The sequence below is a fragment of the Actinomadura sp. 7K507 genome (genome assembly GCF_004348425.1).
Classification (GTDB): domain Bacteria; phylum Actinomycetota; class Actinomycetes; order Streptosporangiales; family Streptosporangiaceae; genus Spirillospora.
Genome location: NZ_SMKK01000227.1, coordinates 1 through 15313 on the forward strand (window position 1 = coordinate 1; position 15313 = coordinate 15313).

Here is a 15313-nt window from a genome sequence, read left to right on the forward strand (position 1 = left end):
ACCCCGAGGTGCTCGTGCGCGCGCTTGACGTCGACACCAAGGACACCCCGCGGGCCATCGCGCAGCGGTTCCTGGCGGAGCTGCTGGACGCGGAGGCGCCGGTCGTGGTCGGGCATGAGGGCGGCCTGCGGCGTGGCCTGAGCGTGGTGCCGGCGGAGTTGCACGGCGAGCCCGCGATCCCCCTCGGGCCGGACGGGGTCGTGCTGCTCAGCGGGGGCGCGGGGGGCGTGACCGCGCGGGTGGCGCTGGAACTGGCCCGGACGAGCGGCTGCCACATCGAGGTCATGGGGCGCACGCCGGAGCCGCTGGGTGATCCCCCGTTCCCGGACGTTCCGGACGAGGCCGGGCTCCGGCGGGCGCTGGTCGCCGAGGGGCGGTCCGGCGAGATCGAGGCGACGATCCGGCGGATACTCGCGGAGCGGCGGATACGCCGGAACCTGGACGCGCTGCGGGAGCATGCGGCGTCCGTCCGGTATCACGCGGCGGACGTGCGGAATTCGCAGGCTGTGCGGGATGTCGTCCGGAACGTCCACGCGCGGCACGGGCGGCTCGACGGGGTCGTCCACGGGGCCGGGCTCGTGGAAGACCGGCTCGTCCGGGACAAGACGCCCGACTCGTTCGAACGCGTGTACCGGACGAAGGTGGACGGGGCGTGCGCGCTCGCCCAGGCCGTCCGGCCGGACATCGGGTTCTTCGTCGTGCTCGGCGGCATCGCCGGTGTGCACGGCGGCCGCGGCCGGATCGACCGCGCGGCGGCGGCCGACGCCTGCGGCACGCTCGCGCATGTCTGGCGGACGCGGCTGCGCGGGCGCGTGCTCGTCGCCGACTTCGGGCCGTGGGCCCGCGGCGAACCGGCGGGCGGCGCCGAGCCCGGCGACGCCGGGCCGGTCGAGCCGGACGCGGGCCTGATCGACCCGGACGCGGGGGCCGCGGCGCTGCTGCGGGAGATCGCACACGGGGACGAGACGCAGGTCGTGCTCACCTGGGCGGTCCGGTGAACCGCGCTCGGGAGCCGATCGCGATCGTCGGCGCCGGGGCGGTGTTCCCCGGCGCCGGGTCGGCGGCCGAGCTGTGGCGCAACGTCCTGGCCGGGTTCGACGCGATCACCGAGGTGCCGGCCGGGCGCTGGGATCCCGCGGTCTACTACGACCCCGGCGCGTACGGGCGGGCACCGGAGAGCGACCGGTTCTACTGCCGCCGCGGCGGGTTCGTCGACGACCTGGCCACGTTCGACCCGGCGCGGTTCGGGATCACGCCGGCGGCGGTGCCGGGCATGGAGCCCGACCAGCTCCTCGCGCTGCGGACGGCCGGGGACGCGATCGCGGACGCGGGCGGCGACGAGCGGCTCCCCGACCGGGCCAGGATCGGCGTCGTCATCGGGCGCGGCGGCTACATCACGCCGGGCGTGGCGCGGTTCGACCAGCGGGTCAGGACGTCCCACCAGGTCGCCGGGATCCTGGCCGAGCTGGTCCCGGAACTCGGGAAGCAGCGGCTGGACGAGATCCGCCGGGCATTCTGCGAGCGGCTGGGGCCGGACGGCCCGGACGCCTCGACCGGGCTGGTGCCGAGCTTCGCCGCGTCCCGCATCGCCCACGGGTTCGACCTGCGCGGCCCCGCGTACACGCTGGACGCGGCGTGCGCGTCGTCGCTGCTGGCGGTCGAGCACGCCGTGCGCGCGCTGCGGTGCGGCCAGGCCGACGCGATGCTGGCCGGGGCCGTCCACCACGCCCACCACGCGACCGTCTGGAGCGTTTTCAGCCAGCTTCGCGCGCTCAGCCCGAGCGAGACGATCCGCCCGTTCGACCGGGCGGCCGACGGGACGCTCCTGGCCGAGGGCACCGGGGTCGTCCTGCTCAAGCGGCTGTCGGACGCCGAGCGGGCCGGAGACCGGATCCACGCGGTCGTCCTGGGCGCCGGGTCGTCCAGCGACGGCCGCGCGTCGAGCATCATGAGCCCGCTGGTGGACGGGCAGGTCCTGGCGGTCGAGCGGGCGTGGCGGGACGCGGGCCTCGACCCGTCGGCGCCCGGGGCGCTGGGGCTGATCGAGGCGCACGGCACCGCGACTCCGGCGGGCGACGAGGCGGAGCTGGCGACGCTGCGCCGGGTGTTCGGGACCGACGGCCCGCCGATCGGCCTCGGCACGGTCAAGTCGATGATCGGGCACGCGATGCCGGCCGCCGGGATCGCCGGGCTGATCAAGGCCGCGTACGCGCTGCGCGACGGTGTCCTGCCGCCGACGCTGCACGTGGACGACCCGCACGCCTCGCTGGAGGACGGGAGGCTGCGGCTCGTCCGGGACGCCGCCGAGTGGGGGCGGAGGCACGGTCCGCGGCGGGCGGCGGTGAACGCGTTCGGGTTCGGCGGCGCGAACGCGCATGTGATCTTGCAGGAGCCGCCGTCGGGCGGTGCCAGGCGGGCGAGGAGGCCCCGGCGGCTCGACACCCCACAGTCGGACGAGGTCGTCCTGAGGCTGGCCGCCCGCACGACCGATGAACTGGCCGGCGCCCTGGCCGCACCGGACGAAGAGCTTCTGTCGCGCGTGCGGGAGGACGTTCCCGACCTTCCATGTCGCATCGCGATAGTCGCACCGACGTCCCGCAGGCTCGATCTGGCACGAGCCGTCGTTCAGCGCGGAACCGCTTGGCGAGGCCGTAGCGACGTGTGGTTCTCACCCCGTCCGCTTCTGGCCGAGGGGGGACGGCTGGCGTTCCTGTTCCCCGGTTTCGAGGCCGCCTTCGACCCCCGCGTGGACGATGTCGCCGAGCACTTCGGGATGCCCAAGCCCGAGCCGACCGGAGGCACCGGCTGGACGGGGCAGGTCGCGGACATCATCGGCGTCGGGCGCCTGCTCGCCGCGGCGCTCGCCGAACTCGGCGTTGAACCGGACGTCGTCGCAGGTCACAGCCTCGGCGAATGGACGGCGACGATCGCGGCGGGGATGTTCGACGCCGGTGCGGCCGAGTCGTTCGTCCAGGCCCTCGACGGCATCCAGGTCCTCGGCGGCGGCGCGCCGGACGTCGTCTACGCGGCGCTCGGCTGCGGCGCGGCCCGCGCGGACGAGGCCGCGGGGGGACGCTCCGGCGTCCTCGTCAGCCATGACAACTGCCCGCACCAGTCGGTGATCTGCGGCCCGGCCGGCGAGGTCCGCGAGATCCTCGGGCGGCTCGCGTCCGAGGGCGTCCTCGGTCAGGAGCTGCCGTTCCGGGCGGGCTTCCACACGCCGCTCGCCGAGGCCTACGAGAAGCAGGTGCGGCTCGCGTTCGAGGACCTGGAGATGCACGAGCCGCGCGTGCCGCTGTGGTCGGCGACGACCGTCGCGCCCTACCCGCGTTCGCCCGCCGCCGTGCGCGAGCTCGTCGTGCGGCACCTGCTGGAGCCCGTCCGGTTCAGCGAGCTGATCGAGGAACTGTACGGCGCCGCCCACGTGCGCGCGTTCGTGCAGGTCGGGCCGGGGAGCCTCACGGGGTTCGTCGGCGACAGGCTCGGCGACCGCGAGCACCTCGCGATGGCCGTCAACGTGCCGGACCGGGACGGGATGGCCCAGCTCCGCCGCGTCGTCGCCGCGCTGTGGGCCGAGGGGTACGGCGCGTCGCCGCCCCCCGCGACCGCCACGGGCATGCCTCTCGATCTCGGAACGCCGCTGGTCAGGCTGGACGGTGCCGTGCCGCCCATCCGCCTCACGCCCGGTGTCCCGTCGCTTCCGGCCGACGATCCGGTCATGGCCGAGCTGGAGGCGCTGCTCAACGACGCGACCGCCGGGGCGCAGACGGTGCTGGAGGCGTTCGGCGGCGGGGCGGTGCCCGCGCCGTCCGGCGAGGCGTCGCCGGTGGCCCGGGAGCTTTCCGTCTCCCGTGTCTTCTCGCTCGACGCGATGCCCTACGTGAGCGATCACTGCGTGTTCCCGCAGGCGCCCGGCTGGCCTGACATGTCGGACAGGTTTCCGATCGTTCCGTTGACGACGCTGCTGGAGGTCATGGCCGGTACGGCACGGGAACTGCTGCCCGGCATGGTCGTCGTCGGCTTCGAGGACGTCCGCGCCGTCCGCTGGGTCGTGGCCGCCCCGCCGACCACGGCCGACGTCGATGCCCACCTCGCCGACGGCGCCCACCACGCGGGCGGGAGAGACCGGCCCCGCAGAGTGAAGGTCGTCATCCAGGGCCACGCGGACGGGACGGTCCTCCTCGCCGATCACTACCCGATGCCACCCGCGCCGGACCGCACGCCACTCACCATCGAAGGCCCGCCCATAGTCACCGCGGAACGGCTGTACGAGGAACGCTGGATGTTCCAAGGGCCCCTCTTCCGCGGCATCACCGAGATCACGGCTCTCGCAGAGGACGGTGTGCGTGCCGTCCTGACCGCGCTTCCCGCGCCAGGCGCGCTCCTGGACAGCGCAGGGCAACTCTGCTGCCACTGGATCCAGGTGTACGGCGACACCAACCAGACCGTGTTCCCGGTCGGGATCGAACGGGTCTCCCTGTACGGGCCGTTGCCGCCCGCCGGGGAGCACCTGGAGACGACCGTCTGGAACCAGTCCCTCACCGACACGACGATGCGCTGCTCAGCCGAGATCCTCCGCGGGAACGGAACGGTATGGGGACGCGTCGACGGCTGGACCACCCACCGCTTCTACACGGACGAAGCCCTCTGGCGGATGAAGTTCACCGCCGAAGTGTCCGGAACGGGGGAGCCGCAACCGGGCGGCTGGTGCCTGGCCCGCAAACGCTGGGACGGCACCGCGTCCCGCGACCTCCTCATGCGCCTGTACCTCTGCGCCGGCGAACGCGCCGAGTACGAAGCCCTCCCGCCGTTCGCGCAAGGACCATGGCTGCTCGGACGGATCGCGGCCAAGGACGCCGTCCGGGACCACCTATGGCGCAACGGGCACGGGCCCCTGTTCCCCGCAGAACTAACCGTCCATGACGGGCCACTGGTGACGGGACCGTTCGACGGCCCGCTCACCATCTCCATCGCCTCGGATGCCGAACTGGCCGTGGCCCTGGTACGACCGGGCCACGAACCAGCCGGCATCGGACTCGCCCAAGGCGAGAAGGACGCACGTGTCCGTGCGGCCAAGCAAGCAGTACTGCAGTCGATGAACACCGGTTCCGACCGTCCCGAAATGGTCGTGACCGTCGCCGACGCCGAACGGCTACTGATCGCCGCCAACGGCACGGTCACGACAGTGGAGACACGCGAAGTCGAAGGACACGTCGTGGCCTGGACGGTCGAGTCCGGCGGAACGGACATTGAGGAGGCCCACGCATGAACGACGACGTCACCGGCACGCGGACGCCCGCTGGAGCCGCCCGATGAACGCCCGCCGCGTCCAGGTGCCGTCCCTGCTCGGCGACCCCGGTATCCGGCGCGTGAGAACACCCGAACGCCGGTTCCTGTTCGCCCCGCCGGTGGACGGCCCCATCACCTCCAGTGTGGCGGTCGCCGCCGAACTGGCCCGCCGCGGCCACAAGGTCGCCTGGACGGGCCACCGGCCGTCCCTCGAATCCCGGCTCCGCCACGGCTCCCGCGTCTTCGGCGCCGTCGAGGAGGACTTCGAGAAGCGCATGCACGGCGTCCGGCGCGACTGGCTGGACCTGCGCGGCCTCGCCGCCCTCCGCTTCCGCTGGGAGGAGTTCCTCGTGCCTCTCGGCCACGCGATGATGCCGGGCGTCGAGAAGGCCGTCGACCGCTTCCGCCCGGACGTCGTGATCGCCGACCAGTACGCCTTCGCCGCCCCCGTCGCGGCCCGGCGCCGCGGGATCCCCTGGGCCACCTCGGCCGCGACGTCCGCCGAGTTCGCCCGCCCGCTCGCCGCCATGCCGGAGGCCGAGGAGTGGGTCCGCGACCAGATCGCGGGCTTCCAGCTCGACCACGGCATCGACGACCTGCTCGACCTGCGCTTCTCCGACCACCTCGTCCTGGTCTTCTCCCCGGGCGCCCTCATCGGCGACATCTCGTTCTTCCCCGATCATTTCGCCTTCGTCGGCCCTGCGCCCGGACGTGCCGCGCCGCGCGCGTTCCCCTGGGACCGGCTGGACGGCCGCCCCGCCGCCCTGATCACCCTGGGCGCGACGAACAGCCCCTCCGCCGACCGGTTCCTCAATGTCGCCGCCGAGGCGGCCCGTGACATGGACTTCCAGGCGATCATCGCGGCGCCCCAGGGCGTGGTGGCCGACCCGCCGCCGAACGTCCTCGTCCGCGAGCAGGTCCCGCAGGACAAGCTGCTCGAACAGGTCTCCGCCGTCGTCTGCCACGGTGCCCACGACATCGTCTGCGCGTCCCTCTCCCACGGCGTCCCGCTGGTCGTGTCCCCGGTCCTGGACGACCAGCCGACCGTCGCCCGCCAGGTCGAGGCCGCGGGAGTGGGCATCACCGTCGGCCACACCAGCGCTCGACCGGACGAACTCCGGACCGCCCTGGCGACCGTCCTCGCAGACGGCCCGCACCGCGCCGCCGCCGAACGCGTCCGGGACTCCATCGCCTCCGCCGGAGGCGCCGCCGAAGCCGCCGACCGCCTGGAGAAACTCGCCTGACGGCGGACGACGCCATGCCGCACACGCGGAGGTGGACGTGCCCCGGGCGCCGGATCCGAGCCGGGTCGTCCTGGCCGGGAGTGGACGGTTCATACCGAATGAGATTCGGTATGGTGGCCGGATGGCGGATGTCTTCGAGGACCTGGCCGCCGAGTACCGGCAGCTCGATGCGGTGCTCGGGTCGTTGACTCAGGAACAATGGGCCCGGCCGTCCGGCGCCGACGGGTGGACGGTCTCCGATGTCGTTCTGCACCTCGTCCAGACCGAGGAAGTGATCATCGCTCCGCCGTCAGGGGCGGGCGAGGCGTTCCTGTCGGGGGAGGGGACGACGGTGGACGCCCTTGCCGCGGACATGGTCTCCGCCGAGCGTGGGATACCGCCGGAGGAATTGCTGGCGCGGTGGCGCAGGGCGGCGTTCGCCTCTCCCGGCGTGTTGCGCGCTCATCCTGCGGGGACCCGGCTGCCCTGGGTGCGGACGTCGTTGTCTCCGCGGACTCTGGCGACGACGAGGCTCGCCGAGCATTGGGCGCATGCGCTGGACATCACCGTTCCGCTCGGGATCGCCTATCCCGACACGGCACGGCTCCGGCACGTGGCCTGGCTGGCTCATCGGACGCTGCCCTACGCCTTTTCTCTGGCGGGGCTCGCGGAAGTCCCGGTCTTCTGCGATCTCAGCGCGCCCGACGGAACCCGCTGGACGTTCGGCGGCCCCGACGCCCCCACGAGAATCACCGGCCCGGCGGCGGAGTTCTGCCGTGTCGGTGCGCAGCGGCTGACGCCTGGGCAGACCGGTCTCATCGCCGAAGGGCCGCACGCCGCCGACGCGCTTCGCCTCGTCCGCAATTACGCCGCCTGACCGGACGTGCCGGTCAGGACGTGAGGTTCGCGCGGAGGATGCGTGCGCCCTTCCGGGTGACCTCGAAGGAGGCCTCGGCCACCGCCCTGGTCATGAAATGGCCGACCCAGGTGACCAGGAAGGTCGCCAGGATCAGCACCGGCGCCCACGTCCAGGTCAGGTGGATGAAGATCCGTTCGAGTGTTCCATGCGGGTCGATGACCGGTTCCCAGCTGTTGAGGCGGGCCCACCGCCCGAGGAAGACGCCGATGGCGCACAGGCCGTGCGCGGCCACCGTGGCCGGGAAGCGCCAGGCTTCCAGGCCGAGCCGGGTGAGATGGTCGAGCGCGGCGCGCAGGGCGAGGTAGTAGGCCAGGAAACCCGATCCGATGAACACCGCGTAGACGGGCAGGATCGCGGTCATCACCGGGCCGCCGTCGTTCGCCGCGAGGACGTCGCCGCGGAGGTGGACGATGTCCGTGACGACATACGGGGCATTCGGCAGAAAGAGGATGAATAGCGCCATGCCCGCCCACCAGAAAGGTGAGTGGGAAACGCGGTCGCCGCGGAAGACGAGCCAGGCGAGACCCACGGGAATCCAGGCCAGGATGGTGTTCCACGTCATCCACATGGCATCACGGCGGAGGACGTCTACCAGATTCGGTGCTACCTGCTCCAGGATCCCCATGACATCCATAGTGCATTAGCCGTCGTTGATATAGGAATCCAATAGGCCGTCCGGCGGCTGGAGGCGGGACGTCGCTTCGCGGAGCCGGTCGGCCCAGTCGGAGTCGCCCCGGAGGGCGCCCACGGCGGTTTCCATCGCCGGGGTGGTGCCCCAGAGAACGAGGGTGCGGGCGTCGGGGTCGCGTTGGTCGCGATCCCACCAGGCGGTGACATGCCTGAGTTGCTCGGCGAGCGTGTCACCGGGAATCACGCGTCCGTAGAGGGAGCCCCATTCGTCGCTTCTGGGATGCCTGCCCGCCTCAGGGTCCGTCTGGTGCGCTTGCTGGAGTTCCTCTAGGAGAAGGCACCAGCGGTACGACGCGGCGAAGTATTCAATCTCGTCGGCTCCGCAGGAACGTTCGTGGAAAGCCCGCACGAGATGGTCGGCCAGGGCCGCGTGGGCGCCGCGGGACGCGACGGCGGCGTCGACGGCGTGGGAGAGGGCGCAGTCGCGGAGTCGTGCGGGCAGCCCGTCCAGCACGGCGGGGGGAGGGCCGGGATTGCCCCACCCGGTGAGGTGGGCGGCCGCGGCGAGTTCGCTCCAGAGGACGAGTTCGGGACGATCCTCCAGGGTGCGCTGGGCGGCGCGCATGTCGCGGAGGGTGCACGGCGAGTCGCGGCAGTCCGCCCCGCACGTGCTGCTGCGAGGGCTGACCAGGACCCGCGGGGACGCGACCGGCGCGGACGTCTCCAGGTGCGAGCCGTCCGGCATGCGGACCAGGTGCGGGAAGTCCATGCCGTCGGTGAACACGGCCCCCTCGCCGGGAGTGAGCGTGACCAGGAACCGCGACTGGTCGTCGGTGATGTTCATCGTGGCGCCGACCGCGTCCCGGTCGTCCTTCGCCGGCAGCCGGTGGACGATCTTGACGGCGGTGTTCTTGATGACGTCCGGGACGAGCTTCGACGGGATCTGCTCCGCCACGATCAGCCCCTCCCCGTACGCGCGGATCTCCGCGAGGAGGCTCGCGAACGTCTCCACGGCGTGGGACGCGGGCCCCGCCTCCTCGCTGCGCCGCAGCAGCCGGTGCGCCTCCTCGAACACGCTGAGGTGCCGCAGCCCCGCCGAGCCGCCCTGGCGCTGCCGCATCCGCAGGTGCTCGACCAGCCGCACCAGGACCGTGCCCATCAGGAACGCCTTGTCGCGGTCGTCCCCGACGTCCTCGATCTCCAGCACGACGTTGCGGGCGAGCAGCGCGTCGAAGTCGATCGGGTGGCCGCCCTCGAAGAACCGCCCGGTGGTGCCGAGCCGGAGGCTCGACAGCCGGACGCGGATGAACCCGCGGACGTTGTCGGTGATCTCCTGGCCGTAGCCGATGTCGGTGACGACCTGCTCGGCGGTGGCCTGCAGGTCCGCGAGCGTCGGGTAGCGGGGCGACGTCCCGGGGACGGACGGCTCGCCGAGCGCCAGGTCCCAGCCGAGCCGCTCGTAGCAGCGGGTCAGCGCCCCGGCGAGCACCTGGGGGAACGGCTCGTCCGCGTCGAAGGCGGCGAGGAACAGCGCGCGGACGAGATCGGCGTGGGTCTGCAGCGGGAACGGCCGCCCGTCGGGGCCCCGGGCCGGTTCGAGTGGATTGATCCCGGCGGCGATCGCGTCCGCGTCACCGGGACGGATCGCGACGACCTCCGCGTCCGGGAGCCGCGCCGCCATCAGCCGGTACTCCGCCTTGGCGGGCTCGACCACCAGCCACGGCAGCCCGGTGTGCGAGGCGGCCGCGAGCAGCGACCGGACGGTCTGCGACTTGCCCGCGCCGGTCGCGCCGCACACGAACGTGTGCCGGTTCAGGCTGGACAGCGGCAGCGACAGCGGACCCACCTCGCGGCGGTTGCGGTCCAGGACCCGCCCCAGCGGCACCGCGGCGTTCGCCGGGCCGGACCCCGTACCGAGCCCTGCCGCGTCGAACTCGGGTGTCACGTCGAACTCGGGCCGCATCGCGAACCGGACGCCGGCGACCTCCCGGACGGGCGGGCGCGCCAGCGCCGCCACCAGCTGCGTGCTCGCCTCGAACGGCCCGGACGCCCCGGGGACGAGCGCGTACGGCAGCCGGCTGAGGTCGGCCGACGCGCACACCAGCGCCGCGACCCGCGCCGCGGCCTGCGGCGTCGCCGCCCCGGCCATCAGGTGGACCCGCCACAGGCCGGATGTCGCCGCCTGCCGCACCTCGCGGTGGCGCCGCTCCATCCGGACGGCGGTGACCGAGTACTCGGGCGACATCTCCGCCATCGACTGGGCGCGCTGCTGCCGGTCGGCCAGGTCGTCGGCCAGCCGCTCGGTCTCCGGGCCCGTCATGGGCTCGGCGGCCAGCATCCACGCGAACGGCTGCATCCACACCGACAGCAGGCAGTCCTCCAGGGACGGCCTCGCGGGTTCGTCGGCCCGGTCGTTCCCGGGCGGGTCGTCCACCAGCAGCCCGTCGGCGACCGCGCCGATGCCGACCCAGTGCGCCATCGAGTCCTCGGCGACGCCCTGGGGGAGCATGACGCCGCGTCCGCCGGCCGGGAGGCTGAGCGTCGCGGCGTTCCCCTCGCGGTCGGCGAGGAGGCCGTCGCCGCCGACGAACACCTCCGTGGGGCCGAACGGCTGCGCCCGCCGCCAGCCGACCAGGACCGGGTCCTTGCCCGCGTGGTAGGCCGACACCAGCGCGGCGAGCCGCTGGTCACGCCACTCGTCCCGCCCGTCCGCCTCGTCCCGGCGCGGAACCTCCAGCAGGCGGCAGACCGGCAGGCCGCGCACCACGTCCCACATGGTCAGCCGCCCCAGCGGAACAGGTTCTGGAACAGTTCGGCCTGCTCCAGGGCGTCGTCCAGGGCGTTGTGGGTGTGCGGACGGTCCGGCAGCAGCGCTGCGGGCATCTGCCGTTTCGTTGACTGGGCGACCATCGCTCCCGCCTTGGCCGCGTAGAGGCTCTTGATATCGAGATGCCGCGAATGCCCGAACGGCGAGCGCGACGTGAACCGCATCCAGTACCAGTACAGCCACATCCAGTCGTAGGCCAGCGGGTACGCCACCAGCACCGGCAGCGCGCCGCCCGCGACCGTCCTGACCCACGCGGCCGCCGCGTCCATCGCCTCCGCCGGATCGCGGCCCTCCCGGACGAGCCGCCCGCGATCGAGCCCGCTCACCTCCAGCGCCTTCGGATCGAAGTCGTCGCCGATCGGCTTCAGCTCCGCGTAGAAGGTCCGCTCGGACGGGTCGGACGCCGTGAACTCCGTCCCGTCGAACGTCCCGCACACGGCCATCCCGAAGCTGAGCATCGAGTACGGCCCGGGAATCGGACCGTCCGCCTCGACGTCCACCGAGACGTACAGCTCGACCCGCGCCATCACACCCGCCCTGTCCGGATCGGCGCGGACGGCGGACGCCCGGCCCGTTCCGCGCCTACGTCCTCGTCGTTCGCCATGGGCAGTCAGGCTATTGAGCAAGCCCGGCATTGGGAAGGCTGATTCGAGGCGGAGGGCCTGACAAGTTCCCTGTCAATCTGCTTGGGTTGTTTGCGCATCGCCACGCCCTCCCCGCCCGGTGGCCGCCCGCAGCGCCCCGGATGACGTGACGAGCACGCCGGCACCCTGACAAGTCGGCACCCTGGCAGGACGGCACCCGAACGGAACGGGGGTTCAGCCTCGTGATGGGCAGACCGGTCGATCATGGAGGGCTGCTGTCGCGCCGTGAGCGGCTGTTCAGCCCCGAACCCCGCCTCGGCTGGGTGTTCCGGGACCGCTGGTGGTTCCTGCGCCCCTTCCCGGAGGCACCGCCGCGGCAGCAGGTCTTACCGGACTACCTGGCGCGCCGCGTCCGCGAGACCGAACAGCTCGCGCGGCGCCGGCTGAGCCGGACCCTTCCGATCAGCGGGGGCATCGCCGCCGTCCTGCTGCTGTACGGGGCCTGCTCGGCCGGAAGCTCCCCGGCCGACATGACGGCCCCGATCGGGGCGCTGCTGCTCGCGGTCATCGTCGCGGCGCCGGGGACGGCACTGACGTCGTGGGCCGTCCGGCAACGGCAGCACGCCCGGCAGGCGTACGAGCTCGCCCAGCAGCAGATCGGGAGCGGCTACCAGGAACAGACCCGGCAATGGCAGGCGCGCAAGCACGCCCACGACTCCGCAGAGCGCGCGCGGCTCGACGGCCTGCCCGAATGGGGCGCGGCTCCCCGGCCCGGTCGCCGCCTCGACGTGTTCGGCGGGACGCTATGGGCATGGGAGGCGCTGCTCACCACGTATGGGGCGTCCACACTCGCCGTCCAGCCGCTGCTGGTCCTCGACCTGTCCAGGGAGGTCATCAGCCGTGAACTGGTCGAGCTGTCCCGGGCGGCCTGGATGGGGGTGGACGCGCAACTGCTGCCCAGCCGCCAGGCCTCGTCCACCCTCCTGAGGGACATGTCGCCGCAGGACCTCGTGGACGCGATCGTCGAGTCCATGCACGGCGGCACCCCCGACGCCGTGCGCGCGGACCGCAGCATGGACGACCGCATCCTGACCAAGGTGTGCGGCGCCCTCGGCGACGACGTCACCTTGGGCCGGATCGCCGCGGCCCTCCGCGCGCTGATGGGCGAACCCGACGACGGCGACGTGCTGACCCGCGACGAGCGGCGGCACATCGCCGGCGAGCTGTTCACCGTCGAGTACCGCCGCCAGGCCCATGCCAGCCTGTCGCGGATCGAGTCCTACGTACATCCGCTGGAGGACCTCGGGACAGAGCCGTCCAAGGACGGCACCGGCTACCTGACGTGCATCGCGCTCGACAGCCAGGCCCGCAACGTCCGCTCCGAGCTGCTCACCGACCTGATCGTGCAGTGGGTCACGCACCGCATCACCGCGTCCCGGGACTCGACGCCCGCGCTGATCGTCGTCGGCGCCGACGAGCTGGCCCGCCGCCACCTGGAACGGCTCTCGGACGCGTGCGAGCGGCGCGGCGTCCCGCTGACCCTGCTGTTCCGGCGGCTGCGGGAGACGTCCGCGGAGATGATCGGCGGCGGCGCCGTCGCGTTCATGCGGCTCGGCAACCACGAGGACGCCTCGCGCGCCGCCGACTTCATCGGGCGCGACCACCGGTTCATCCTGTCGCAGATCACGAAGAACATCGGCGGGAACGAGTCCCACACGTCGACCGACACCCAGGGCGAGGGCGACTCGGAGACCTACAGCACGAGCCACACGGCGGGCGAGTCGCGCAACTGGGGGACGAGCCGCTCGTCCGGCGTCGGCTACTCCGGCGGCGAGATGTTCGGGCTGTTCCCCGACCGCTCCACCTCCTACCAGCGCGGCCGCAACCGGGGCGGCGGCACCAGCACCAGCGACACCGAGGGCACCGCCACGTCGACGTCCCGGAACTGGTCGGCCGCCTACTCCTACGCCGAGGGCACCAACTGGAGCGACGCCGACACGACGCAGCGCGTGTACGAGTACGTCGTCGAACCCGTCACCCTCCAGCACCTCCCGGACCACGCGCTGCTGATGGTCGTGTCGGCTCCCGGCGGCGGCCGCACCATCACCCCCGTCGAATGCGACCCCGCGATCATCACTCTGGACCGCGTCACCACCGGCCCCCTCCCGGATCCGCCCGCACCGCAGGCCATTCCCGCCTCCGACCAGCCCCTGACCTCGCCTGGCGGCACGGAGCCCCGCACCACGGAGCAGCCCCGCCCCACGGAGCAGCCGCCGCGATGGGGCACGACTCCGGCCTCGCAGTGGGCCACCCCGCCCGCGCCACCGCCGCCCCGGGCGCCGCTGTCGGCCGACCCGGGAGCGCCGCCCGGCCAGCAGACCGGGCCGCGCGGACCCGGCGAACCCCGGCAGGGGCCGCCGCCGCTGTTCGGCGGCAAGAGCTGACCGCTCAGCCGAGCCGCCGCCGCAGCCCCTGGGCCCGCCGGACGAGAGGCATCGGCAACCCGTGCGGGGCGTGCTCGATGCGATGCTCCACGACCGCGACCAGTTCGGCGCCGAACCCCAGCCGGACCGCGGCGGCGTCCGCCCGCGCCTCCGCCCGCCCGCGCGGCAGGCGCGCGGCCCGGGAGGCGGCCTGAGCGGCCGCCGCGGGCAGCGCGACCGCGACGGTGACCGCCGTCGCGAGGACGGTCAGGAGGAACGCGGCCACGAACCCGATCGGCCGATGCCACGCGACGGCCCGCTTCCACATCGGGCCGACCGGGGCCCACGTCCCGCGCAGTACCCACGTCAGCGCACGGCTCGGCAGCGTGACCTGCGCGTGGAGGAACGCCGGCACGGCCCGCCAGCCCAGCAGATGCCCCAGCTCGTGCGCGAGCACGGCCTCCAGCGTTCCCGGCGGGAGCGAACGCGCCGAATGGGACGTGACCGCGACGGTCCGCCCGAACGGTGTGCAGGCGTTCAACGCCTCCGATTCGACGACGACCAGCCGGTACGCGGCCGTTCCCGCGCGTCCCTGGACGTTCCGCCAGGCCTGTTCCACCTGGACGCGCTCGGCCGCCGCCGGTTCGCGGTACCCGTAGGCCCGACGGGCGGCCAGGGGCGCCGCCAGCAGAACCGCCCACACCGCGACCACGGCCACCGCGCCCCAGACCGGCCAGACCAGGTGCCCCCCGAACGCGACGCCCGCCACGGCGACGGCCTCGACGGCCACGATCAGCCCGACCGGAACCCCCGCCCGTCCCGACGGCGCCTCCGGGGGCCGCCCGGGAGGCAGGTAACGCCCCGGAGTCGGAACGTGCCATCCCTCAGCCACCGGAGTGGCCTCAACGGCCGGAGTGGCCTGCGCCATCGGAGTGGCCTGCGCCGCCGGCGCCCGTCCCGCGGGCCCGTGAGGCACCGCCGGAACCGGCCCGGCCCGGCCCTGCGTCCCCGCGGCCGCCGGCATGTGAAGCGCCGACGTCTGCGCCGGCTGCCCTGTCGCCGCCACGTCCGGAACCGATGCCTCTGGAGCAGGCGCGGCCTCCCGCAAAGGCGGCGCGGCCTCCGGCTCCCGAGACGCCGGCTCCGGCCGCCGCGGCGTCTCGCCGTGCGCCGGGTTCGCCTCGCCAAGGGGTGGCGGTGACTGGGGCGGCGACGGGGGACCGGGCATCGCCTGAGGCGTCGGCTCGGCGTCCCGCGGTGGCATGGGCACAGGCCTACCGCGAGGCAGAGGCGGCGGCCTTTGCGGTCCAGGCTCCCGGGCCGTCGGCGCACTGGGCGCCGAGGCCTGGGGAGGTGGGGGTGAGGGAGGCGCGGGCGGTGACGGCGGCGGTTGCGGTTGCGGCTGCTGCGCCCTGGGC

Annotated in this window: 9 protein-coding genes; 5 read left to right on the plus strand and 4 right to left on the minus strand. The window is 73.5% G+C overall.

The genetic code is table 11. The annotated features are described in order from the left end of the window. From E1285_RS35780 to E1285_RS35795, 4 genes are all read left to right on the plus strand, one after another. A partial coding sequence (locus tag E1285_RS35780) for an SDR family NAD(P)-dependent oxidoreductase (protein WP_132159023.1) occupies positions 1-998 on the plus strand: 998 nt, incomplete at its 5' end. Further along, entirely contained in the window at positions 995-5269 is a 4275-nt protein-coding gene (locus E1285_RS35785) for a beta-ketoacyl synthase N-terminal-like domain-containing protein (RefSeq protein ID WP_165966902.1), read from the plus strand. The genes E1285_RS35780 and E1285_RS35785, both read left to right, overlap by 4 nt. A 43-nt stretch (positions 5270-5312) precedes the next feature. Next, positions 5313-6533, plus strand: coding sequence for a nucleotide disphospho-sugar-binding domain-containing protein (locus E1285_RS35790; RefSeq protein ID WP_132159025.1), 1221 nt, complete (start codon positions 5313-5315; stop codon positions 6531-6533). A gap of 121 nt (positions 6534-6654) precedes the next feature. Continuing rightward, positions 6655-7389 carry a maleylpyruvate isomerase family mycothiol-dependent enzyme gene (locus tag E1285_RS35795; protein ID WP_132159026.1) on the plus strand — a complete coding sequence of 245 codons (735 nt, stop codon included), beginning with the start codon at positions 6655-6657 and terminating at the stop codon, positions 7387-7389. A gap of 13 nt (positions 7390-7402) precedes the next feature. Here the strand turns inward: E1285_RS35795 and E1285_RS35800 are convergent, their stop codons facing one another. From E1285_RS35800 to E1285_RS35810, 3 genes are all read right to left on the minus strand, one after another. Next, a complete protein-coding gene (locus E1285_RS35800; RefSeq protein ID WP_207947066.1) occupies positions 7403-7993 on the minus strand; it encodes a DUF1361 domain-containing protein in 591 nt (196 codons plus the stop codon). A 78-nt stretch (positions 7994-8071) separates the two neighbouring features. Continuing rightward, positions 8072-10837 (minus strand): ATP-binding protein, encoded by a 2766-nt coding sequence (locus E1285_RS35805; protein ID WP_132159028.1) that lies wholly within the window; start codon positions 10835-10837, stop codon positions 8072-8074. Positions 10838-10839: 2 nt separating this feature from the next. Continuing rightward, positions 10840-11415, minus strand: a complete 576-nt coding sequence (locus E1285_RS35810; RefSeq protein ID WP_132159029.1) for an exonuclease — start codon at positions 11413-11415, stop codon at positions 10840-10842. A 302-nt stretch (positions 11416-11717) separates the two neighbouring features. On the opposite strand from E1285_RS35810, the gene E1285_RS35815 reads away from it, so the two are divergent. Next, positions 11718-13916, plus strand: a complete 2199-nt coding sequence (locus E1285_RS35815; protein ID WP_132159030.1) for a PspC domain-containing protein — start codon at positions 11718-11720, stop codon at positions 13914-13916. 4 nt (positions 13917-13920) lie between these two features. Here E1285_RS35815 and E1285_RS35820 read toward each other — a convergent pair whose 3' ends face one another. Next, a complete protein-coding gene (locus E1285_RS35820) occupies positions 13921-14787 on the minus strand; it encodes a M48 family metalloprotease (protein WP_165966903.1) in 867 nt (288 codons plus the stop codon). Between the last annotated feature and the right edge of the window lie 526 nt (positions 14788-15313).